Here is a 25,321-nt window from a genome sequence, read left to right as displayed (position 1 = left end):
TATACACTTTTAATTTGCTTTAATATCCAGTATTGCTTTGGGTTTTATCAAATTAAAATCCAAAACTACATTATTTGCGTTTACCCACTGCAGGTATTCTAATGAAAGCTTTCGCACCACATCTGGGTTCTTAGCTGCTAAATTATTTGTTTCTCCGCGATCGTTATCAATATCGAACAGCTCCCATTGATTCACCGGGAATACGGATACCAATTTCCATTTACCTTCGCGGATAGCGCGATTACCCCATAACTCCCAAAAAAGCGGTTTGTCGCGGTTCAGCTCCTCGCCCTTAAAAAACAAGCCGGCAAGACTTTTGCCAATCAACGGGTTGGTTTTGGTGCCGTTATAAACCACCGGGTATTTTGCCCCTGCCACATCGTAAAATGTAGGTGCCAGATCAATAAGGTGGGCGGTACCTCTTTCAATTGTATTTGCCTTTATTTTACCGGGAAACCAGGCAATAAGCGGCGAACTCATGCCACCTTCATAAAGGGCACCCTTAAATGAGCGTAACGGCGAGTTAGATACAAACGACCAGTTTTTTCCCTGCGATTCAAAAGATCCGGATGTACCTACCGGGCCTATATTACGGGCCGCGTGTACTTTACCATGTGCCACATCCTCGGCTGGCGCGCCATTATCTGATATAAATACAATGAGCGTATTATCGTCCTTTTTCAGCTGTTTTAACTTATCAAGTACTTTACCAACATTTTGATCCATACGGTCAACCATGGCAGCATACACCTCCATTTTGGCTTTCCACAGCTGCTGCTCGTCGTAGGTGAGATTATCCCAGTTGGGTACTTCGGCATCCCGCACGGCAAGCGGTTGGTTAGGTTCGCGTAATCCTAAAGCAACCTGGCGGGCAATGCGTTCTTTACGCAGCGAATCCCAACCAATGTTATACCGTCCTTTGTATTTGGCAATGTCCTCAGGTAAGGCCTGTAATGGCCAGTGTGGCGCGTTAAATGTAAGGTATAAAAAGAACGGTTTATTGGTTTTGCTTTGCTCATCTAAAAATTTAGCGGCATGATCGCCAATTTCATCCGTCATATAGTAACTATCATCGGGTTTGTGCCAGCGCTTGTTATCTTCTTCAATTATTACCGGGTATTTAGCCCCGGCAAGTGGCATATAGCCGGCATTAAAATAATTCGCAGCTCCGCCAATAATGCCGAAGAAATGGTCGAACCCTCTTTGGTTTGGCCAGCTGGTACTATCGTTGCCCACGTGCCACTTGCCCGACATTAAAGTACTATATCCGTTTTGTTTGAGAACTTCGGCCAACGTCAACGATTCCTTATTCAGGTAGCCCTGGTAAGCCGGCAAACCCAGGTTTTGGTCAAAATATCCAATTCCTGCCTTATGCTGATCCTGGCCTGTTAATATGGATGCCCGGGTTGGCGCGCAGATGGCGTTATTGTAAAACTCCTTTAAACGAAGCCCCTGCGAAGCCAGCTTATCCAGGTTGGGCGTATGAATTTCAGAACCATAGCTGCCCAGATCGGCATACCCCATATCATCAACCACAATAAGGATGATATTTGGCTTTTTCTGCTGCGCATGTACCCGCCAGGTGCTCAGGCCAGTTAAAAAAAATACTATAAAAGCAATACTTAGTTTTTTCACTTATATGGTTAATTTGATGGTGATATGGCACCTATTCATAAATTGTTAGTTTGGCTATGCTACGCCTGGTTTTATGTAATTTTTGCTAAACACATTATTCAGATCATCAGTGGGTGATGTATTATCCTTTGGGGCTGCCATCAAACAATACCTGCAAATTTTATTTAAAATGAATTTTTTAAAGACTGCACACCTCTTCCAACGACAGAAATCAGCATAAAAAATAACAGGATCTGTTGAGGGATCAGCAACAACAACAATAACCGCACATGAATTGTCGCGGAGTAGCAGGAGAGAATTTATTGAACCCTATTCCAGGATTAAAAAAAGTATTCATGGTGGTGTTTTTACGTCGCAAATATAAAATTATTTCTATAAACTACTATTCCTATAGGAATTATATTTATTTAGATTAGACAATGTCCCCGATCAGCCTCCCTTCATTTTTAATATCAATTTTATATATTTGAAAACCAATTACATAAACCTGAAATAAGCCCGCCATGAAACCAATAAAAGTATTACTTCTTTTTGTGTGTTTTATATCCAGCCTCGCCGTTTCCGCACAGTCGCCGGCCGAAAATTATCCTGTTGATCCGGCATCAATTGATCAAACTGGCGTACCCAAGGGCGATATGATGGAATTTAAATTCGATAGCTCAAAGATATTCCCCGGCACCACGCGTAAATATTGGGTTTATGTGCCCGCCGCGTATGACGGTAAAAAACCGGCATGTCTGTATGTTAACCAGGATGGTATCCAGTTTAAAGCCCCGGTTGTTTTTGATAACCTTATTTACAAAAAAGAGATGCCGGTAACTATTGCGGTGTTTGTACAGCCAGGTAGCATACCGGCCGAAGATGCCGACAACGCATTAAACCGCAATAATCGTAGTTATGAATATGATGGACTGGGCGATAATTATGTTAAATTTTTAATACAGGAATTACTCCCCGAAGTTGAGAAGCAAAAAACCAAAACCGGAAAACCCATCCTGCTTTCAAAAAAGGCCAACGACCGGGCCATAGGCGGATCAAGCAGCGGCGCTATAGCCGCCTTTAACGCAGCCTGGGAAAGGCCAGATCAGTTTAGTCGTGTATTTAGCTCGATAGGTACTTATGTGGGTTTTCGTGGCGGCGAGCGGTTCCCTACTCTCATTCGCAAATTTGAGCCTAAGCCAATAAGGGTATTTTTGCAGGATGGAACAAACGATTTAAATAACTACGTTGGCGACTGGTGGATTACCGCTCAAATGATGGAGCGGGCGTTGCAGTTTGCCGGTTACGAGGTTGAGCACGCCTGGGGCGATGGCGGCCACAATGGAATCCATGCAACGGCCATATTTCCGCAAGCCATGCGTTTTTTATGGAAAGATTATCCCAAGCCGGTTGCAAAAGGCCAATCAAAAAATGCATTTACCAACACCATCATTATACCGGGCGAGGATTGGGAACTGGTTGGAGAAGGTTATGGTTTTGCCGAAGGAACAGGCGTTAATGCCGCAGGAGAGGTATTTTACCAGGATATACCTAATGCGAAAACATACAAAGTGGATTTGCAGGGACACTTAACCCAGCTTAAAATAGATTCAAAAAAGGCCAGCGGCACAGCCTTTGGCCCCGATGGATCGCGTTATAATTCGGCGACTGCTACCAATCAAATTCTAAAATACGCCGCTAATAATATTGAAACCGTAGTAGCTGATGGCATTAATGTAAACGACCTTACGGTAGCTAACAACGGCAATATTTATGTTACCGCCCCCAACGGCGCCGAAAAGCCAGGCAAAATTTACCTGGTAAAACCCAATGGCGAAAAACTGGTTGTTGATGAAGGCCTCAAATTTCCTAACGGACTGGCCCTTAGTCCCGACCAAAAGGAATTATATGTTGCGGAGAGTGCAACCCATTGGATATACGCTTACCAGGTTAAAGCTGATGGCTCATTAACGGCCAAGCAGCGTTTTGGCTGGCTGCATGTACCCGATAATGCCGAAAACGCCTGGGCCGATGGTTTAAAATGCGACCGCAACAACCGCATTTATGCCGTTACTAATATGGGGATCCAGGTGATGGACGAAATAGGCCGCGTAATTTCGATAATCCCCGTGCCCTTAGGAAAAACTCCCGCCAATATTTGCTTTGGTGGGCCTAATTTTGATGTACTATATGTTACCTGCCAGGATAAAGTTTACCGCCGTAAAGTGGGTGTAAATGGGGCTAATTCGTTTGATAAGCCATTTAAAGCGGTTACACCTAAAATTTGAACCAATGCTTGCGACGTGCGCTTTACGTTTTTTAAATCTTAAATTTTCCTTCGGCCGACCATTGATGAATAGTTCCGTCGGAAACTTCGAAGTGCATTGTATCATGGAAACTTATTCCGGAATACCAGCCGGCTTCGTTAAAAAGAGGTAGTAATACTTCAATATATTTAGGTATGGTTGAATGTGTATCGCCCAAAAAGTCCTGGGTAATTATCTTAAAATCAATAGCAGTACCCCAGGCATGATTACTGATTTGTGTAGACGGAGGGCCCTTTGGCGGCTTGCGGTAACGAACATTTAGCATATTATATGCCGAGCTAAGTACACTTTTAAGATCATGACCCGCAGCTTGTTCCTGCATAAAGGCTTTTGTAAGTATAGCATTAAGGCTTTGAACAGAAGGCTTAATACCGTTAGCGATAATTAAAGGGCTGATATTTAAGGTGGATGCAAGCTTCTTTACCAGTGGGCTTGCTTTACCGGGCTGATCAACCGTGGTAAGTGGTAATTGGGGCGAACCGAGGACAGATATCATAGTTGCTTCCTGTGCCGAGCGCAACCCAACATTAATGGGGAGCAAGGTATCTAAATCAACAGGTTGCAGATACCAGGCTATATTTTTAGCCTGATCGGGGGTGATACTTGGTTTCTTTGACATAAATTGAGGTTTAAGTAGTAATAAACAGCGCAAATATTGAGTTTTAATAACACTATTTAAAGTTTTAAAAATCAATATCTTATACTTTACACCTAAAGTAAACAAAGATTTAATTTATGGCAAACAATATTTTATTTAAAATTCTGCTTATAGCCAGCATTATTGAACAGCATTACCAAATCATTTCTTTAAAACCAGGTCTTCTTTAGCAGCCCACAAAGCAACATCCTGTTTAGTAAGCGCTGCTGCCATTAAATCGGGGAATTTATCAGGCGTGCAAGCAAAAACAGGAACACCCAAATCGGCCAGGAACTGGGCGTTCCGGTGGTCGTAGGAAGGTGCGCCATCATCGCTCAATGCCAGTAATACAACTAACTGTACGCCAGAGGCTACCAATTCTACCGCTCGCCGGCGCATTTCGTTTACGTTGCCACCTTCGTAAAGGTCTGTTATTAAAACCATTACGGTATCGGTTGGTTTGGTTACTATTTGCTGGCAATAAGTTAGTGCAGCATTGATATCGGTACCTCCACCTAACTGCACACCAAACAAAAGTTCAACCGGATCGGTCAGTTCCTCGGTGAGGTCGGCTACAGCGGTATCAAATACAACCATTTTGGTTTTAATAACTGGTATATAGGTCATTACGCTACCGAAAATGCCGGAGTATACTACGGATGAACCCATTGATCCACTTTGATCAAGGCACAAGATAACATCTTTTAGCGACGATCTTTTACGCCCATACCCTACCCTGTTTTCGGGAACAATGGTCTTATATTCAGGCTGATAATGTTTTAAGTTTTTGAGAATTGTGGCACCCCAGTTAATTTCACTGTGCCTTGGGCGGGTGTTGCGTACACTCCGGCTCAGGCTGCCGCTAATGGCCTGGCGGGTAGGTTCGGCAAGCTTTTTTACCAGTTCGTCAACCACTTTGCGTACTACCTGGCGGGCGGTATCCTTGGTTTTATCGGGGATAACCCGGCTCAGTGTCATCAGTGTTGCCACCAGGTGAACATCAGGCTCGATGTTTTCGAGCATCTCTTTTTCAAATAACATCTGGGTGAGGTTCAGTCGCTTAAGCGCGTCCTGCTGCATTACTTGTACAACACTTGATGGGAAAAATGTGCGAATATCGCCCAGCCAGCGGCTTACGTTTGGCGAGGAAGCGCCCAGTCCGCCGGTCTTGTCACTGTCATATAATGCCTCTAAAGTACGGTCGACTTTCAGGTCGGCTTCTTCCAGTTCAAAGCCGGTACCCTCCTGTTGGTGGCCGCCCAAAATCAGCCGCCATTTGCGTAAATGCTGTGGTTCAGTTTCCATTTTGGGGGGTGCTATTGTTTATAGATAAACCTAATAATTCCATGACCACCGGGATACCTTTCAATGCCCGTTGGGTATCCAATCCGGCATCGTTGGTTAACCGTTGCTGCACCGTTGACGCACCAAACTTCACCTTTTCCCCCAGCTTCCTCCGTTCGGGGCTGGTAAAGTTGGAAAACGTGCGGCGGAGCAGCGGCAGCACCTGCATAAATACCTCATCCGTTAAACCCAACACCCAATTGTCTATCACGTGCCAAAGATCCAGATCGAGTAACAACAAAGTGCCGCTGCCTTTTAAAAATCCCTCGAGCCAGGCCGCAGCAATATCCGGCGCAGTTGCCGACGACATGGCGTAGCCGAAGTATTGCATCAACTGTTCGCCCTCTAATAATTTACCATCATTGAGCAGCCGGGTACTGTAGCCCCCAATTACCGGTGATGTATTTTTATTGCCCGCAATCACCCGTAATGTTTGTTGCCAAAGGGCGGTGATCTCTGTATCCTGTAACAGGTTAATGCCGTCGTTTAGTTTGTAAAATAGTTCCAGGAGTTTTTGGGCGGCATCTTCATCAATGGCTACACAGGCGCTGGGCAGGCTGATGCAAATACGGGTGATAATACTGATGATAATAGTTAATACCATCGTAGCATCCGTTTTGCGCACGTTGCCGTAACGGGCCACGGTGATAAGCCCCGGCACTACCTCCATTAGCTGAATTACATCGGCTGAGGCGGCTGCTAAATCGTTTAGCTGAGTGATCAACGACTCAATCGCCCCGGGTAATTCGGCGGGGATGCTTTTTTCAAGCAAGTCGCTGATTTCATTAAGTTCTTTGGCTTCAGTGGCGCGGTTAAGCACGCTGGCAGCGGCTGCTTCGGCAACGGTGTTGCCCAGGTTGCCCCGCTCGATGATATCTACCGAATAACCGGGATCCCATTGCAGGCGCCATTGTTCTTTGAAGGTGCCCTTGCCGGTGATATATTGCTGGCGGCCCCAATCAATCCCTAACAGTAAAAGGCGGTGCAAAAATACGCTTCGTTCCAGGTCGGTATCTTTACGCAGGTCCAGGGTATAATCTTTGTAATCGGCAGTGGCGGGAAGCCGGAGTTTCTTTTGCAGTTTTTCAATATCTAACTGTAGCGGCGGCTTGGGGATATCCGCCGGCACCTCACCTATCTGGTGGCCAACAATCAACTCTTCATGTACCAGTTTCAGTAAAATACTTTCGCCGTTGCAAAGCACGCTTAGCGTAGCCTCGTTCAGTTCCTCCAACCCAACCTTTGGCAGACCACGTAGGGAAGCTAAAGAGCCTGCTAAACGCACCGCTTCAATAATATGGGCAACCGAGGTATCCATCTGCTGCTTGCGAAACAATTGGGCAACATGGGCCATCCACAATGTGCCATCATCCGCGGGGTGGTGCCAAACGTGGTTGTACCATCCTGGTGAGTTTATCCCCGCACCATAGCCGCTGTTAAAGCTCAGGCGGTTAAATGTCCAGGGAATCCAGGTGCATTCGGTTTTTACTTTGGGCAGGCCTTTTAACAGTTCGTTATCATCTTTTTGCGACGATTTGCCTTGCAGCGCAGGCACATGCCATGCACCACAAATAACGGCGATGGTGTGGAACATCTCCTTTTCGGCCTGACGGATGGTGCGGCGCATATACGCTTCCCGCAGTTGTTCCAATTTTTTATCTTTTTGGGGCAGGCTTTCCCGAAGAGCCTGCATAGCTTCGGCTACGGCGTCAAATACCTCATCGTTGTTTGAGCGGTATTCAAACATCTGCTCCCACCACTTTTCATCGTCGGCAAAGCCGGCGGCATCTGATAAATAGCTTATCGGCGCTTTATACAGATTTTCGAAAGGCTGCGCATCGGAGTTAACCGCATCCGGTTCAATATCCTGCCGGGCAACAGCATGCTCCTTCTCTACCAGCGTCTGGTTACCCGCCGGCAAATCCATAAACCGTACGTGGATGTTATTCTTTTTAGCATAAATTATAGCCTGCCACTCCGGCGAAAAATCGGCAAAAGGATAAAATACCGACTGCCGCGAATCATCGGGCTGAAAGCATAGCAAAGCCACAGGAGGTTTTAAACCCTCGTGCCCTACCCATTGCAGCATAGCATCGGCTTCGGGCGGACCTTCAACCAACACAATATCCGGCTTTACCAATTCCAGGAACGCCTTCACATTCCGTGCCGAACCGGGGCCATGGTGCCTGATACCTAAAATACTTACTCCCATTTTTGAGCTATCAAATCGATGATATTATATCAACAATTAATATCGAACACCGAATGTCCAATATTGAATAATGAATGAAAAACTTCGGTATTGGACATTCAACATTCATTATTCGATATTATTTACATTCCTCATTTTGTTATAAATCTTTTGGCTTTACAAGTCCCGGCAGGCGCGGTAAATATCGCTCCAGTCGTTGCGGGGTTTTACAACGGTTTCCAGGTACTCCTGCCAAACAAGTTTGTCCTGCACGGGGTCTTTAATTACCGAACCGATAATGCTTGCAGCCAAATCGGCGGCTTTGATTTGCCCGTTGCCAAAATAGGCGGCCATTGATAAACCACTGTTCACTACTGATATTGCTTCGGCTGTGCTTAGCGTGCCCGATGGCACTTTAATTTTTGTTTTGCCATCCAAAGTAACGCCGCCGCGTAATTCGCGGAAAATGGTTACTATCCTGCGGATTTCCTGTAATGCCGGTGGTTCGGCAGGCATTTCCATTACTTTTTCAAAGCTCTCTACCCGGCGGCGCACAATGTCAATTTCTTCTTCAATAGAATCTGGCAAAGGCAAAACCACGGTATTAAAGCGGCGTTTCAGGGCGCTTGATAATTCATTTACGCCCTTATCGCGGTTATTGGCGGTGGCAATCACGTTAAAACCTTTTACAGCCTGCACTTCCATATTCAATTCGGGAACGGGCAGTGTTTTTTCCGACAGGATGGTGATCAGCGTATCCTGTACATCGGCGCCAATACGGGTCAGCTCTTCCAAACGCGCTATTTTACCGTCTTTCATGGCACGCATTACGGGCGTTTCTACCAGTGCTTCCTCTGTTGGGCCTTGCGCTATCAGGCGGGCATAATTCCAGCCGTAGCGTACAGATTCTTCGCTGGTGCCGGCAGTTCCCTGGATGATTAGGGTCGAATCGCCGCTCACTCCTGCCGCCAAATGCTCGCTTACCCAGCTTTTGGCGGTTCCGGGCAAACCGTAAAGCAGCAGGGCGCGGTCGGTAGTCAGGGTTGCTACGGCAATTTCCATTAAACGGCGGTTGCCGATGTATTTTGGCGATACCTCGAAACCGTTTTTCAGTTTGCCGCCCATAAGGTAGGTAACCACGGCCTGTGGCGATAGTACCCAGTTTACCGGGCGCTTCTCCGAATCCTGCTTTTTAAGTTCTTCCAGTTCCTGTGCAAATAATTGCTCTGCATGCTGACGTAAGATCTGTGACATGTTAAATTATTTTATGCGTTAAAGGCCAGCAGCGTTTGTTGCTTTAAGCCGAGTAATTTAATTAAGTAATTTTTGTTTTTATCCCAGGGAGCCTGGTGGTTCAGTTCTTTGGGCTCTATCCTTTCCACGTGACCCAGCATGCCCACCGGGATCAGCCTGATCATCCGGCCAAAATCGCCACGGTTATATTGGTACGGGTGTGCCGCCATATGTACCAGTGCTGCTTTTGCAAACTCAATTCCCCATTCCTGTTGGCACCGTAAAGCAATTTGCACGGTATTAGGGGCATCATTGTCCATAAACATGAAAAGGTATTTATCGCGCTGTTGTGCGGGTAGTTTATTCACAAATTCGGGATGAATCTCGGCTTTGTAAAAAAAATAAGGGATCCAGCTATCAGCATTAAACCTGATAACCGCCTTAGCCAGAGCCCCAATTTGGGATATGGCATATTTTTCAAAATAGCCCACCACCTGCTCGGGCGTGGCATCAAACTGTTTTTCCCAAAACGAAGGCGGTACCGAAGCCATCAATTGGTAAATGATATAACCCTCATCATTTACCGAGCTTTTTTGCCCGGCCAGTTTTTCTATCCCCGATTTAAAAATGCTTTCATCAACCGTTGCCGGTAATTCCTGCCGGATAGAGATTTTGGTCATCATCCCCAGCATGGCTTTTTCCTTTTTCAGGGTCACGGCTTTGGCCAGTAAATCTTCGTATTGCTTTACGATGGACGAGCCGGGAATATGCTTCAGCAAAATCAAAGCTTCGTCTTTAACCTTCTGCCCTTTCTCGGCCAGCAAACTTTCCAGCCAGGGCAAATCGGCCGGGCCGGCTTTTGTTTTCAAAACTTTTAACAGCTCCACTTTGCTTGCCGCGTTTTCCTGCTCCCAGGTTTGCTGCAGCCATTCCAGTGCTTTTTGAGGATCGTTTTGTCTCACCTTCCTGAGTACCTCCGCTCTTTCGGTCGGGTTACCAGTTTGCCAAATATCTTCATCGGGCAATACGTTAAAATAATCCCAGGCGGGGTTCAGCCTGCTCAGCCAAAGGCCGCGGTTACCGCTGCATTCGGTTATTGACGGTCTTAATGATTTATCTTTTTCGGCTTTCTCCAACAGTACAGGCAAAACATCCGGCAAAAATAATTGCCCGGCTTTGTGACATAAGGTTAGCCAAAGGTCCAATAAGGCATCGTTGTTTTCGTCGAGTATGGCGTTTAAAACCTTGGCCGCGTTTTCAGTACAATAGGGTTTTGTTTCGGGTTGGGCTACGTTTTGCGGCAGGTCTCGCTTTTGCAATGGGGTAAAACCACATTGCCTGTAATTGTATATTAAAGCTGATTTTTGCAGGTATTTTACTTCCTTATCTAAAGTGTCGGCGCTATCAATCGCGTTAGCAGCAATAGCTACCTCGTCCGGCAAATCGGCATTGCCCGGCATAGGTTTATCGGTGCCCAGCATGGCGGCATTTATAACGTGTTCCCAGGCCTTCATCAGATAGCTTTATAGTTGTTTTGATGCCAAACCCCAAGCGGGCGATACTCATTTTCTTTGCCAATAACGGTCATGGTGAGTGCCTCGCCGCCGCTTATGGCCATCAGCTGCCATATGTTTTGATAAGCCGACGCTATTTTGCATAGGCCGCCATCTTGATCCTGTAGCCACCATTGTTTTTGATACAGCACAGGCTTTAGCCCGGCCACTACGAAAGGCATCTCGCCCCTAAAAGGCAAACGGCTGTTCAGATCCGACTCCTGCCCTGCCACCTGCTGCCAGCCGCTATAACTTTGTATCGCGGCCAAATCAACCGGCCTTACCGCATTGTAATTTTTAATAATGGCCCGGTAAGGCACCGCAGAAGGGAAATAAGCCAGCTCGGCCTCTAAAAACATGCCGGGGCTTAAAGCCAGCTGCCCAAACTGCCCCCTTGCTATAAACTGTAGCACCAACGCGTATTGATTGGTTTTAATGCCATACAGCCAGTTTTGCTCCACGGTAAGCTGCTGTTCATCGCGGCTATCCTTGCCAATTACCAGCCAGATATCTGTAACGCCGGTTTGCTGTTTCAGTTCCTCCTGGCTTGTGGTAAAGCCAATGGCCGTGCGGATATCTTGTTGTAATAAGGGATTAATATTGGCTAAGTGCTGGTAACTTTCGGCCACAAGGTATAGTTGCAGCAGTTTATCCATAAAGCTGCTTTGCCAGCCTTCGTTCCAAAAATTGGTGGCAGCCAAAGCCCTCACCATCCCGGCTAAGCCGCCGGCCTGGGAATCAACCATGCGGCGTGCCATGTTTTCCCAAAAGCTGGCCCCTTTTTCGGGCATGGTTAAAATGCCGCCGCGCACAATGTCTTTTATCCAAACCTGTAATTCGGCAATGCCGCCGCTTACTTTTTGCTCCCGCGCCTGTTGCCGTTTGGCCTGGGCATTTTCATCAACGGGCTTTTCGGCTTTCTCAACCTTCTTTTCTTCTTTTTCAGATCGTTTGCTTATCCAGTCGCTTACCCAGGCCGGCATATCGCCATTGGTAAATAAGGCCGGCTGCCGGGCGCACAAAAGCAACAGCCCCAAACCATGCTTGCACGGAAACTTGCGACTTGGGCACGAACATTTAAAGGCTATGGAAGTTAAATCAACCTGGGTTTGATAGGGTTTACTGCCGCTGCCCTGGCATTCGCCCCAAAGCGCCAGTTCATTAATGCCTTTGGTAACCCATTTAGCCGGACCGGCCAAATCGCGACCCGCCTTTTTTGAAGCTTCATCGGGCGCAAGGGCGTATATCTGGTCTTCTGTTAGCTGCAAAACGGTGTTATTTGTTGTGAGTGTTTAGGTTTTAAAAATAGGAAGAAAATTAAAATATTGGCAAGTGAAATATCTTTTCACAGCATAAGAAATCTCTCATTAATTATCCTTTACAAAACGCATAAGCGCTGTTGCAATACTATCGGTACCATCATTTACACTAACAATACCTGCATATTTGGGGTTCAGCTTGTAAAACAGCACATTATGAAAATCACGGTCGCCTACGTATTTAGCGGCAAGATAATAGCCGCTGGTCGGGTCGCGTCTACCGCCATCAGCTGTCTGCGGCCTCATAACGTAGCCAGACGGCTGACCGTTAAAAAACAGGGCATTTGTACCCTCTACAGTGGTCCATTGAAAGTTACCACAAATTTTTTCGATACCACCTCCGGCGACAGCTACATTATTTCCTCTAAAATCTGTTGTATATTTAAAATTAGCGGTTAGCTTATTAAAATCGGCAACGGTGGCTACACGCCACCCGGTTGGCAAAGTATCGGGTCTATTGCCTAATGCAAAATAATAATCGCCATTGCTGGTCCCATATGGTCCATCTACCGGGTCGTACCTGTAATGATAACTTTGCTCCGTCCAGGTCTGCTTTCCTATCGTAACAGTCCTGTAGTCAACATGAGCAATTGTAACCTTGCCATAATTGGGCTGAGGAGAAACAACCGGCGCAGCCGACTTTTTACACGCCAGCGCGGCCATCAAAATTAATGCGGATATAAAAAAGCAATACTTCATGATAAGATTTGATTGTGCTAAAGATAACATTATGATATGTAAACCATCCAACGTCGGGTACGATATTTCGCCGTTATATGTACCAAGCCAACTGCTCTCTAAAATCATAGCTTTCCAATCAACGGATTGAAAGCCGTTGCTACAAAACGTTCCGGGGCTACGCCCCTGCCGATTTCGGAAATAATATTCATTCTGTGCTGTTCGATTTCCGGACAGCACGTTCGGCACACGCAATATTTATGACAGTGTTGTTATTAAAAATTCATAGCACACATACCCCTACTTTCCGCAATTGTTAAGATATTTACCCAAAACACACCGGGGGAATTATATTGGATACTGTAGCTATTTATGAGGATGATGAACATGAAGGCCATACTTATATTTTAGATCTGCCTTTTGCAGCCATTACCGATACTGCTATACTCCAGCGGTCGGGCGGTGGTTTTGATAATCATCCCTCCTATTATAAACAGATCATCCCGGAGGTAATCGATATCGACAGCGGCGTGTTTTACCACGAGTTTGATGGCGATAACTTCCCGGAGGTTACCGTGGTGCAAAACAACAGCCAGCTACAGTTAATCTGTGGCTGTAATGCCAGCCACGGCAGGCTTTGCGCACATCAAACCGCGGTACTTACCGCCCTTGTTAAAAAGAACGAGCTGTGCATCTATTTTGATGCCCGCCTGCGCGACGAAAAACTACGGAAAGTTGCCTTTGATTACGGCCTGGAAAATGAGCCCGACCTGGATCCGTTTTTTAAGGTGATGTATACCGATAAACAAGCGGTGATTGTCCCGCGCCTGCCCTCGCTCATCCCGGTTACCAAAGATAGTCTGGCCCAGTACGGCGAAATGCTGCTGCCCACCGATGCGGCAATTACTGATAAGGCGGATGGCAATACCGGCCAATCGATGTGTATTGTATTAAAACAGCACAAATATTATAAATACCTGTTTGTGGAGCTGTATAGCGCGCAAATTACCAAAGAGGGCAAAATTAAAAACCCGCTTACGCTGATAAACCCATTAGACCAGATATGGAGTACGGACGACCATGAGCAGATCAAGTTTTTTACGGGGATAAATAAGTTTCAAAACCATATTAACAGTAAACGGTCGGCAGCCGATATATTGGCCTTAAAAGCTATTATCAAAAACCCTTTGCAATACGATTTTTATTACCACAACACCGAGGCATCTGATAATATTACGGCGTCATCCATTGTGCCGGTTAAAGTGGGCTTGCTGCCGCAAAACGTAAACCTGGATATTAAACCGCGCGGGCCTTTTTATGAATTTTCGGGCCAGCTTAAAATTGACGACGAGGTGCATCAGCTTAAAGACCTGGGTATCCGGTTCAGTTATTTTATTTTGGCAAAGGATAAACTTTACCTGGCCGATAACCTTCAGCTATTGGGCATTATCGACCTGATGCGCAAACGGCCCGAAAACCTGCTTATTCACCACTCCAAATACAAGGAGTTTAAAACGCAGCTGCTCACCAAACTGGAAGACAGGATCAGCATTGCCTATCAGCATATAAAACCGGCCACGCAGGCCCAGTTAAAACAACAGGGCTTTGATACCGAAACAGAACAAATCATTTACCTGTCGGATTTTGGCAGCCATGTGATGATTATTCCCGTAATGCGCTACGGCGAGGCCGAAATTCCCGTACGCACCAAACGCACCATTCACGGGCTTGACCATAAAGGCAACGAATTTATTGTAAAACGCGATGACGATGCCGAGATAGCCCTAACCGCCTTATTGGTAAGGCAGCACCCCTATTTTGAAGAACAACTGGACAACGATCTGCATTATTTTTACCTGCACAAAAGGCATTTTTTACAAGAAGAGTGGTTTTTAAATGTATTTGAAGACTGGCGGCAGCATGGCATTACCGTTTTAGGCTTTAACGAACTGGAGGGTAATAAGCTAAACCCTAACAAGGTAAACATCACCATCAGGGTATTAAGCGGCATCAACTGGTTTAATACCGAAATAGGAATTCGCTTTGGCAAAACCAAAACCAGCCTAAAACGGGTACAAAAAGCGGTACGCAACAAAAGCAAATACATACAGCTTGACGACGGCACCCTGGGCATTTTGCCTTTAGATTGGATAGAAAAATTTACCAAGTACTTTAACGCCGGCGAAGTAACCGACGAGGACATTTTAAGCATCCACAAAATAAATTATACCGCCATTGCCGAACTGTTTGACCAGCAGGTGATGGACGAAGAGGTTAAAGCTGAATTATATACCTACCGTGAAAAGTTAGCCAATTTTGATAAGATAGCGCACGTAGAGGTTTCGGCAGATTTGAAGGCGACCCTTCGCCCTTACCAGCAGCAGGGGTTAAACTGGCTAAACTTTTTAGACGATTTTAATTTTGGCGGATGCCTTGCCGATGATATGGGCCTGGGTAAAACTATGCAGATCATTGCGTTCATATTATCGCAACGCCAAAAACGCGAACGCAATACCAATTTGCTGGTGGTGCCTACATCCATCATTTTTAACTGGCAGGCCGAGGTTAAAAAGTTTGCCCCATCCATCAGGATGCACACCATTTACGGTGCCGACAGAATAAAAAGCACAGTGGATTTTGATGGTTACGAAATTATCCTGACATCGTACGGTACCTTGCTGGCCGATATTAACTTTTTAAAGCATTACCAGTTTAACTACGTTTTCCTTGACGAATCGCAGCAGATCAAAAACCCCGATTCGCAACGGTATAAAGCTGCGCGTTTGTTAAAATCGCGCAACCGGATAACCATTACGGGGACCCCTATCGAAAATAATACTTTCGACATTTACGGGCAGTTATCATTTGCCTGCCCCGGGTTGTTGGGTACAAAACAATATTTTAAAGAGATTTATGCCGTGCCCATTGATAAATTCAAGAGTCATAAACGCGCGGCCGAACTACAGTACAAAATAAAACCCTTTGTTTTGCGTCGCACCAAGCAACAGGTTGCCGCCGAATTGCCTGAAAAAACCGAGATGGTTTTGTATTGCGAGATGAAGGAGCAGCAACGCAAAATTTACGATGCATACGAAAAGGAATTCCGTGAATACATCTCGGCCACTACCAGCGACGAATTGCGAAAGACTCCGATGAATGTGCTAAAAGGCTTGACCAAGCTACGGCAAATCTGCGATTCACCCTTACTGATTGAGGGAGGGAAATTGCCGGGGAATGAATCGGCAAAGATTGATATGCTGATTGAGCAGATTGAGAGCAAACAGCATCAGCATAAAATATTGGTATTCTCGCAATTTGTATCGATGCTGGAACTCATCAAAAAAGAATTGGTAAGCCGTAAAATTGAATTCAGCTGGCTCACCGGCAGTACCCGTAACCGCGAGGCCGCGGTGAACGAATTTCAAAACAACCCGAAGATCAGCGTATTCCTCATCAGCCTGAAAGCAGGTGGTACCGGCCTTAATTTAACCGAAGCCGATTACGTTTACCTGGTAGACCCTTGGTGGAACCACGCTGTTGAAAACCAGGCTATCGACAGATCGCACCGTATAGGTCAAAATAAACACGTAGTAGCCGTAAGGATGATTTGCCCCGATACCGTGGAAGAAAAAATAATGCAGATGCAGGATTTTAAACGCAGCCTGGCCGATAATCTGGTTAATACCGACGGCTCGTTTTTACAATCCATGTCTAAAACGGATTTGCTGGGGATTTTGGGGTGATCTGAGGTCTGTCGTCTGAGGCGTGTGACCTGTGGTGTGTGGTGTGCGAAAAAAAAACTTCTGACGCGTTTGTTTTAACCATCTTAATATAATCCAACACAGACCACACACCCCAGGTCACAGACCTCAGATCAACGCAAAACCGTAACATATCCTGTAAACCTTTGCCCGTTCACCTTAGTATCTACAATAAAGTAATAAACCCCCACAGGTACAGGTTGGCCGTTTGATTTACCGTCCCAGGGTACTCCATAACCTTTGGAATGGAATATCAGGGTTCCATAACGGTTAAACACATCCACTGTCGAATTTTCGTAAGCTACAAGCCCTGTTATCTCCCATGTATCGTTAGTACCATCGCCATTGGGCGAGAAAGCATTGGAGACCGAAAGTGTTGGCGATACCACAATATGGGTTTTACCGGTAGTTACACAACCTAAACTATCGGTGATGGTTAAGGTATACGTTGTATCCACGCTTCCTGTTATTACCGGCTCTTTAATATGAATATCGCTGATATTATAATTGGGCGCCCATAAATATGCAACGGTATTATCATTTACCGACGGATGCAGCGTAATCGTTTTATCTTTTAACACATATCTTGTTTTTTCGGTAGTAAGCGCGGCCGGGCCGAAGAATGTTATCTTAACCGAATCAGATGGCGTATAGCACTGGCCCGAGTTATCTACATTAAAAGTTAACATAACTGAACCATTCTTGATATCGTTGGGACCCGGCGAATATGATGCATTAACCTGGTTGCCTGAATGAAACTGGCCATCGCCTTTAGCCGTGCTCCAGAAACCTGTAGCACCCGGCACCAGAATTTTACCGGCCAATTGTACCAATTGATCCTGCGAACAAACATTCTGGTCTTTACCGGCATCGGCGCCCGGCTCTTGCCCATATACAATATTTAGGGTTGAGGTTGATATAGTACAATCGTCCTTGCTGGTAGATGACAGGGTTATGGTAACATTACCTACGGCCTTTTCTTCGGCCGATGGGATGTATTGCACATTATCAATGGTGGTTGAAGATGGTAAAAATTTCCCCTTCGGATTGCTTGACGACCAGATACCTGTTGTAGTGCCACCAGTTACCGACCCTTTAAGCGGAATTGATGTAGCGTTAACACACACCAATAGTGGCCCGGTAGCTTTAGCCAGTGGCGGTTGGTTTACCTGCACCGTGGTTACACCGGCATCACTTGTACAGCCCCCAACCGTAACAAATAAGTTATACGTACCTGCACTTGCAATAGTAGCGGGGACATCCGGGTTTTGTGATGTTGATGAATAGCCATTAGGTCCTGTCCACATATATGTGGCGCCGGCCAAAGATGGCGTACGTAAATTAATGGTGTTGCCCAGGCACACCGGCGAATTACTGTTTGCAGGCGGCACACCGGGCTTGGGGTTAACTTTTACCGGATGCGTAAATGGGAGGCCGGTACAACCATAGGCAATCGGCGTTAAAATATAATTAACGGTCACAGCCGATATTGTTGTGTTTATTAAAGTCTCATCAATCAAAGCGCTGTTTCCGGTAGCTGCCGCGTTGCTGATACCCGGTACCGCCGCCCTGCTCCAGGTAAAAGTTGCAGTGGGCACATTTGATGTAATAGTATAATTTTGCGGCGTTTGGTTACATGCCAGGGATGTAGTATCGCTGGTAATATTAAGTGCCGGGTTAACAGTAACCACCCAGCTAAATGGCGCCCCGTCGCAATCATTTGTTTTATAATTAATAGTATAAACAACGTCAACCGGGGTTGTATTTGTATTATATAAAACCTCCCTGATAACATTTGAGGCCTGCCCGCTTACGGCATTATTGGTAATGCCGGGCACCGCGGCCCTGCCCCAGCTAAATGAGGTGTTAGCAGTGTTAAATTTTATTGTGTAATTGGCAGAGGTGCCATTGCAAATTGTATCCTTAGCCCGGCTGGTTATCAATGGTGTGGGGTAAACTGTAACAACATAATTAATAGGCGTGCCTGAGCATGTGCCACCTATTGGTGTTATTGCGTATGTTACATTTATAGGATTGGCCGTGGTGTTGATTAGCGTTTCTGAAATTAAAGCATTGGTTTGGTTTGATACTGCCGGGTTACTGATGCCTGCTACAGCTGCCCGGCGCCAATTAAATGTAGCATTTGGCAAATTGGCTGTTATAGTATAATTTAAAGGGTTGCCGCTACAAATAAAACCGCTTGAGGTACTGGTGATATAGGGTATTGAATTAACTATAACAACTACCTTTTTCATTGCACTTACGCATTGCCCAATTACACTTTGTACATTATAAAAGGTGCTGGTGTTTAATGGCGATGTTGTAAAAGTAGCTCCCGTAGCCACGGTTTGCCCGCTTTCGTTAAACCACTGGTAGTTGCCAACAGAACCGCTTGCAACAAATTTTGCGGTGCCACCTGCGCAAATAACAACCGTATCTGCCGAAGTTGCGGGTGTGGGCGGTACATCATAAATGGTAACTGTTACTGCTGTACGTGGACTTTTAAGCCCGTTTACAGTGGTTTGGACATAATAGGTTGTGGTAGCCGTTAGTACAGGAGTAGTGTAAGTTGCACCTTGCTTTATTGACGAACCACCGTTAGCTACATTGAACCAATCATAGTTCCCCCCCGGCGCAGTAGCCGTTAGTGTAGCACTGCTGCCCGTACAAATCTGGACATCTTTGGCAGTAGGCGCCGGCGGAGGCGTGTTAAACAAAATGGTTACCGTTGCCGATGCTGCATTACACGCCCCGGCGGGCTTATTTGAAACTAAAGTGAGCACAGCCTTGCTTTCATCAACTGCTGGTGTATAAACAGCGTGCAGGTCGTTAACGTTCGAAAATTTTCCTGCCCCGCCAGACCAGGTACCTCCTGATGCACCGGTTATGCTGCCATTTAAAGTTACCGGGGTATTTAGCGGTACACTCTGATTGCCCCCGGCGCTAATTACAACCGCGTCATCAATGGTAATTTTAAAAGTCGACGAGTCGCCTGCAAAACCGCCGCTGGGAGGTATGGTATTTTGAATAGTATATGTTCCTTTGGTTGTATTTTTCAAGTCTATTTCGCCGGTAAAACTATCTACAAAAGTTAATCCGGCCGGCGATGCAGTGAAAACACCTGCGCTGGCACCGGCTGCAAATTGAGGTTTAGGGTTAGCCCCGGTTTTACATATAGGGGTATTGTATGTAAAAGCGGTATTGGGTTTATCGGTAATGGTTACAGGAACAGAATAGGTTCCCGAGCAAGTTCCGCTACTGGTATAAACAATAATATAACTGCCTGGACTGCTTGCGCCCACATTGATTTGCCCTGTGGTGGTACTTATAAATACGATACCCGAAGGTGCGCTGAAGGTGCCACTACCAGATGGATTGATAATAGTGGGCGTTGGATTTGCGCCTGTTGTTGCAAATGTCGACGATGGATAAGCAAACGTAGTACCGCTGTTATCAACATTAACGGTTATTGGAGTACGCGCGCTGGTGCAGGCTCCCGACGTGCTCTGCAGATAATAAGTTGTATTGGCAGATAATGGTGGCGTTGTATAACTGTTACCTGTATGCAAAGATACACCTCCCGAGGGTACTGCATACCAGTCGATACTTTCGCCTGCGGGTACGCTGGCTGTAAGATTGGCAGTGGTACCGGGGCAAATTGTAGGCGACGGCCCCGCTACCGGCGATTGTGGCAACGGTGTAACAGTCACCTTTACCGGAGCAGGTGCGCTGGCGCAGCCATTCACCGTAAGTTGTACAGTGTATGTTGTTGTAGATGTTAATGCCGGGGTGGTAAATGTTTGCCCAAGCTGTATAAGCGTATTACTGCTATCATACCATGCATAATTTCCGGCAGGTCCGCTTGCTGTTAATGTTACAGGGTTTCCAGAGCAGGTGCTGGTATCACGTATTACCGGTTGACTTACCTGGCCTAATACAGGTACCTTTACCGCGGTACGGGCGCTTGTGCATTGCCCTACTACTGTTTGTACATAATAGGTAGTGGTGGTGGTTAACGCCGGCGTTGTGAATTTTCCGTTCTGGGTAACCGGTAATGCATTATTATCTGTAGCAGTCGCAAACCACTGGTAGGTACCTCCTGGAGCGGTAGCGGTAAGCTCGGCTGTGGAACCGTAACAGGTAAGGGGTGGGTTTAATACCGATGGCGCCGGAACAAGCGGCGCGACCACAACATTTACCGGGCTGAGCGTACTGTTACAGCCTGAATTAACGGCCATAAGATAGTAAGTAATATCATGGGTTAATGGTGGGGTATCATAGGTAAGGCCTTGCTTTAAAAAATGTTTACCATCTGCATCAGCATACCATTGGTAGGTGCCTGTTGTGCCTGCAGTAAGGTGGGCACTGCTATTATAACAGCTATTTACGGTTTGTTGTGGCGGGGCTGCGGGTATAGGCGTTACCGTAACTGTAACCGGTACACGGGAACTCTGGCAATCATTTAACGTATTTTGTACATAGTAGGTGGTATTGGCAGTAAGCACCGGAGTTGTATAATCGGGGCTTGATATTAATGGGGTGCCGCCCGATGGTGTATCAAACCAATCAACTACACCAGATGGTGCATCGGCATGCAAAGTAATTACAGAACCTGAACATACCGGGTTATTATTAGTAACAGTAGGCGATTGCGGCGCCGAGGTTACCGTTGCCGATACGGCAGTACGCTGGCTTGTGCAACCGTTAACAGTTGAGGAAACATAATAAGTTACTGAATTATTTAATGATGCTATGGTGAGCGTTGGGCCGGAATTAACCACGTTTGTTGACGTATTTGAGGTATACCAGCTATAATTGTCACCATCACTTACTGATAGGGTAACCGGGCTGCCTGCACAGGCTTTAACATTGTGGGCCGTCGGTTGACCTAAAACATTAACATAGACCGCAACCCTGGCGCTTGTACAGCCGGCAGTGGTGGTTTCAACATAGTAAGCTGCATAAGCGTTAACAGGAGGCGTATCGTAACTAATACCGGTATGAAAGGGACTGCCGCCGGAAGCCTGTGTATACCATTGAAAGCTATCTCCGGCCGAGGTAATCTGAAGATGGGCTATTGTTCCCTTGCAAAGTGTACCTCCACCCGTTACTACGGGTGCGGCTGGCGTTGGTGTAATACTCACCGTAATTGTTTTGCTGGCTGTGCAACCAGAAGTTTTGTCGGTGACGGTTACCGTATAATTACCTGCTTTGTTTACATGAATTGGGTTAACAGTTTCGCCGGTACTCCAGGCATAATCATAGCTGCCGGTACCACCAGAGGGCGTAGCTGTTAAACCAATGGTGTTACCTGCACATATGCCCGGCTCGGAAGAAGTTATAGATACAGATAAAGAGCATGACTGACTAAAGCCACGCAGGGAAGTAAGCAAAAAAATTAAAAAAAGTAGACGGATCTTCATTAACCTCAATATCTATTAGTTTCAGCTTTATGATAATAAGGTTCGGTTTAAATAATACTTAAACCGGTAAATTATTTACAACCAATAACATAGCCTACCACACTGTTTTTATAGAAATCAAATCTCAACCTTTATACGAAAAAAAAAGAAAATGGTTTGCCGCTTCGTAAAATTTTTCGCTTAATTTTTCATTTTTTATAGCTGAACCGCCTGTTAAATTTCAAATCACAAAAAAAAACCGACTGTAGCAGCCGGTTTTAAATTCAAAAGACTTTGTTAAATGTTACTCTTTTTGAGTTACCCTAACCCAATCAACCAGCATCTTTGCTTCACCGTTTTTAACAAGATTAACTGACGATGCCGGCATACCGTTATACGGCGATGTTACACCATTTATTTTTACAGGATAAGCACCACCTAAAGCATAGTTCAGGATAAGGTATTTTTTGGTATCAAATGCCCACTTGCCATAATGATTTGTCATTTTTTTATTTACCCTGAACATCAATTTGCCATCGTAAATAAAATTCAAGGCATCGGGTGTCCATTCAACAGCATAGGTATGCCATTGGGTAACATCGTTTCCGGCTGTAAAATACTGCCGGTTTACAAAAGGAGTTTCGCCAAAGTAGCCGGGGCCGTGCACGGCAGCACTTGCCCAATCCTTTTCGCCTACGTATTCCATAATGTCAATTTCGCCACACTCGGGCCAGGCGCCTTTACCCAGCATCCACCAGGCGGGCCAAAGTCCGGCGCCATCAGTAAGTTTAATCCTTGCTTCGGCTTTGCCGTAGGTAAACTCAAATTTATTTTCGGTAGTTAATCGAGCCGATATAAAATCAAAATTTTGTCCGTCTTTTGTTTTAAAACCTGGCATCGATTGTGGTCTTATTACCAAAGCGCCATTTTTAGCTCCTTCGGCTGCTGCGCCGTTTACCAGGAAGGCCGTAGTGTTGGTATCGATGTAGGCCTGCAATTCATTGTTGTTATGCTGACCTGTTATTTCGGCCCCCCACTTACTGCGATCCAGTTTCTTTTCAGAGAAATCGTCAAAAAAAATTACTTTTTCTGCCGTTTTTAATGTCGATTTTTTCTTTTGAGCAAAGCTCGGTGTTGTTGGCATCAGCATAGCACAAAGCGGCAGAAAAAAACAGTACCTATACTTTCGATAGTTTATCATAAATTATGATTAAGTGAATTTTTAATTAGTTGTAGTATTAATTACAACACCATCTACCCAGGCTTTATGCGCAGGTAAATGGCGTTGCAAGTTAAACTTATTGGTAAAGCCGGATATAATCAACTTCCATTTGTGCGTTATTAAATGCAGGATCAACCGCGCCTCCAAAATTACCCCCCATAGCCACATTAAGTATGATAAAAAATTTGTGGTTAAATGGCAAGCTATTGTCATTAGGCACGGTAAAATAAACTACGTCATCAACCATAAATTTGATAGCCGCTGCCGACCAATCTATAGCATACCTATGAAAATCGGTAGTGGCGCCTGTAATTACCGTAGTGCCTCCTACAGAATTGCCGCCCGAATGGCCCGGATAATGTACCGTACCATAAATCTTATTCAAATCGCGGCCAAGGTGCTCAACAATGTCTATCTCGCCGCAACCGGGCCAGGGATTAGTAGCAATATCATCGCCCATTGCCCAAATGGCAGGCCATGTACCAGAGCCGGCAGGCATTTTGGCCCTTATTTCTATCTTACCATACTTGAACGAGAACTTGTTAAGCGTCAAAATTCTTGCCGATGTGTAAGCGCTGCCCATATAATCCTCTTTTTTGAGTTTTATCTTCAGTGTTCCGCCCGATATGATAACGTTATCGCTCCGGTTGGTGTAATATTCAAGCTCATTATTGCCCCAGCCATTATTGTTTCCCAGATCATATCCCCATATTGCCGAATTTGGCGCACCGTCGGTATTGAACTCCTCGGCCCAGGTGGCCCCTGCCCCTGTTCCGCCTCCGGTGTCTGCGGTTAATGAAACCGTTACCTGGATAGATTTGACGGCTGTTTGCCCTGTACCGCTTTTTGCCGTAACTTTTACCGTATAAGTACCCGCTGCCGGATACTTATAGGTTACTGATCCTGAAGCAGATGTTTGAAAAACGCCATTACCAAAATCAAACTCATAACTTACCGCATTGGTGGCGGTAGCGTTAAACGTTACATTGCCACTGGCGTCCGTGCTTACGTTTGATGTCATATCCAGCCCGGTGGGTGGATTATTTGGCGTACCCGTACCGCTGCTTTTTTTACTGCAAGCGGCAAATGATGATGCCAGTAGAATTAATATTACCACTTTTAAAAATTTCATATCCTGGTTATTTAACTTTTAATTTTTGATACCATGCCAGTCCGTCGATACCGATGTTGCGTAACGATATATTGGTATCGCTGATTGATAAAATCTCGTAGGTATTGCCGCCGGTACCAAAGTTAATTAATCCATTACCCGGCACAACAAATTGCACCATGGTTGAATTGCCTGAATTTGAGCCGGATGAAGCATCCATAAATACCAGCTTTTTAGCGCCTGTTTCATCAATAGCATAGCAATTATCGCCACCACTTACCCCGTAGTGCGCGGTTGACGCAGCTATTACAAATGATTGCCCTTTGTTATCAATGGTCATGATGATGTTTCCATTGGCATCTTTGGTAAAAGTTATCTCGTCGTCATACAAACAATCGGCACGCTGATTTGGCGAGGCTGCATAGTAATCCGGGGTAAACGTATTGGTTGGCCCCACCCCTACATGCCCGGGCGCTGTTCTGTCGGTTACCCAGGTACGCGATGAGCCGCCTGTTAAGCCCGAAACTATTGCCGGCGGAATAGTATAGGCTACATAAACTGTTATTTTTTTGCTAATGGTTGACGTTACACCACCGGTACCCACGGCATTCACCGTAATGGTATAATCAAATGTGCCGGGGTTATTGTATTTGTAGGTGATAACACCCGATGATACAATTTGCTTGTTACCGTCGCCAAAATCAATGTTATAGGTAATAGCGTTGCTTGAAGTTACGGCTATAGCTACAGTGCCGGCACCCGATCCCGCTGGATTTGCGGCATCGGCGCCGGTAATAGTTGCCGTTAATTTAAGATCTGCCGGCGTTTTGATACTGCCGAACTGATATTTTTGCTTTGTACAGCTGCTATAAACTATCGCGGCAGCGGCAAAAAATATGGCGATTAATTTTATATTGAATTTCATGATC

Annotated in this window: 14 protein-coding genes; 2 read left to right on the top strand and 12 right to left on the bottom strand. The window is 45.7% G+C overall.

The features are described from left to right. Positions 1-9 precede the first annotated feature (9 nt). The gene (locus tag FSB76_RS30130) at positions 10-1,635 is read right to left on the bottom strand and encodes an arylsulfatase (protein ID WP_225976354.1); all 1,626 of its coding nucleotides are present in this window, start codon (positions 1,633-1,635) and stop codon (positions 10-12) included. A gap of 503 nt (positions 1,636-2,138) precedes the next feature. Between FSB76_RS30130 and FSB76_RS30125 the strand changes: the two genes are divergently transcribed. Beyond that, the gene (locus tag FSB76_RS30125; protein WP_147060150.1) at positions 2,139-3,902 is read left to right on the top strand and encodes an SMP-30/gluconolactonase/LRE family protein; all 1,764 of its coding nucleotides are present in this window, start codon (positions 2,139-2,141) and stop codon (positions 3,900-3,902) included. A 31-nt stretch (positions 3,903-3,933) separates the two neighbouring features. Here the strand turns inward: FSB76_RS30125 and FSB76_RS30120 are convergent, their stop codons facing one another. From FSB76_RS30120 to FSB76_RS30090, 7 genes are all read right to left on the bottom strand, one after another. Further along, entirely contained in the window at positions 3,934-4,560 is a 627-nt protein-coding gene (locus tag FSB76_RS30120) for a M15 family metallopeptidase (protein ID WP_147060148.1), read from the bottom strand. A 180-nt stretch (positions 4,561-4,740) separates the two neighbouring features. After that, entirely contained in the window at positions 4,741-5,883 is a 1,143-nt protein-coding gene (locus FSB76_RS30115) for a VWA domain-containing protein (RefSeq protein ID WP_147060145.1), read from the bottom strand. Beyond that, the gene (locus FSB76_RS30110; RefSeq protein WP_147060144.1) at positions 5,873-8,134 is read right to left on the bottom strand and encodes a DUF5682 family protein; all 2,262 of its coding nucleotides are present in this window, start codon (positions 8,132-8,134) and stop codon (positions 5,873-5,875) included. The genes FSB76_RS30115 and FSB76_RS30110 overlap by 11 nt, the downstream gene beginning before the upstream one ends. Before the next feature lie 156 nt (positions 8,135-8,290). After that, a complete protein-coding gene (locus FSB76_RS30105) occupies positions 8,291-9,367 on the bottom strand; it encodes an ATP-binding protein (RefSeq protein ID WP_147060142.1) in 1,077 nt (358 codons plus the stop codon). Between the two features lie 11 nt (positions 9,368-9,378). Beyond that, positions 9,379-10,860, bottom strand: a complete 1,482-nt coding sequence (locus tag FSB76_RS30100) for a DUF5691 domain-containing protein (RefSeq protein WP_147060140.1) — start codon at positions 10,858-10,860, stop codon at positions 9,379-9,381. Then, complete coding sequence (locus FSB76_RS30095; protein WP_147060138.1) at positions 10,860-12,167, bottom strand: SWIM zinc finger family protein; 1,308 nt, start codon at positions 12,165-12,167, stop codon at positions 10,860-10,862. The genes FSB76_RS30100 and FSB76_RS30095 overlap by 1 nt, the downstream gene beginning before the upstream one ends. Before the next feature lie 99 nt (positions 12,168-12,266). After that, entirely contained in the window at positions 12,267-12,917 is a 651-nt protein-coding gene (locus FSB76_RS30090; protein WP_147060136.1) for a fibrobacter succinogenes major paralogous domain-containing protein, read from the bottom strand. Positions 12,918-13,249: 332 nt separating this feature from the next. On the opposite strand from FSB76_RS30090, the gene FSB76_RS30085 reads away from it, so the two are divergent. Continuing rightward, positions 13,250-16,639 carry a DEAD/DEAH box helicase gene (locus FSB76_RS30085; RefSeq protein ID WP_225976353.1) on the top strand — a complete coding sequence of 1,130 codons (3,390 nt, stop codon included), beginning with the start codon at positions 13,250-13,252 and terminating at the stop codon, positions 16,637-16,639. A gap of 131 nt (positions 16,640-16,770) precedes the next feature. On the opposite strand, the gene FSB76_RS30080 is transcribed toward FSB76_RS30085, so the two are convergent. The 4 genes from FSB76_RS30080 to FSB76_RS30065 all read right to left on the bottom strand — a co-directional run bounded on the left by FSB76_RS30080 (position 16,771) and on the right by FSB76_RS30065 (position 25,317). Further along, positions 16,771-22,080, bottom strand: coding sequence for an Ig-like domain-containing protein (locus FSB76_RS30080; RefSeq protein WP_147060134.1), 5,310 nt, complete (start codon positions 22,078-22,080; stop codon positions 16,771-16,773). Between the two features lie 283 nt (positions 22,081-22,363). Continuing rightward, complete coding sequence (locus tag FSB76_RS30075; RefSeq protein WP_158643014.1) at positions 22,364-23,203, bottom strand: glycoside hydrolase family 16 protein; 840 nt, start codon at positions 23,201-23,203, stop codon at positions 22,364-22,366. A 154-nt stretch (positions 23,204-23,357) separates the two neighbouring features. Beyond that, positions 23,358-24,413: a family 16 glycosylhydrolase gene (locus FSB76_RS30070; protein WP_147060130.1), complete on the bottom strand. Its 1,056-nt coding sequence runs from the start codon at positions 24,411-24,413 to the stop codon at positions 23,358-23,360. A gap of 7 nt (positions 24,414-24,420) precedes the next feature. Next, the gene (locus FSB76_RS30065) at positions 24,421-25,317 is read right to left on the bottom strand and encodes a PKD domain-containing protein (RefSeq protein ID WP_147060128.1); all 897 of its coding nucleotides are present in this window, start codon (positions 25,315-25,317) and stop codon (positions 24,421-24,423) included. Between the last annotated feature and the right edge of the window lie 4 nt (positions 25,318-25,321).

Origin of the sequence: Mucilaginibacter ginsenosidivorax (genome assembly GCF_007971525.1) — a bacterium.
In the GTDB taxonomy this organism is placed as follows: domain Bacteria; phylum Bacteroidota; class Bacteroidia; order Sphingobacteriales; family Sphingobacteriaceae; genus Mucilaginibacter; species Mucilaginibacter ginsenosidivorax.
This window is presented reverse-complemented; position numbering and strand designations above follow the sequence as displayed.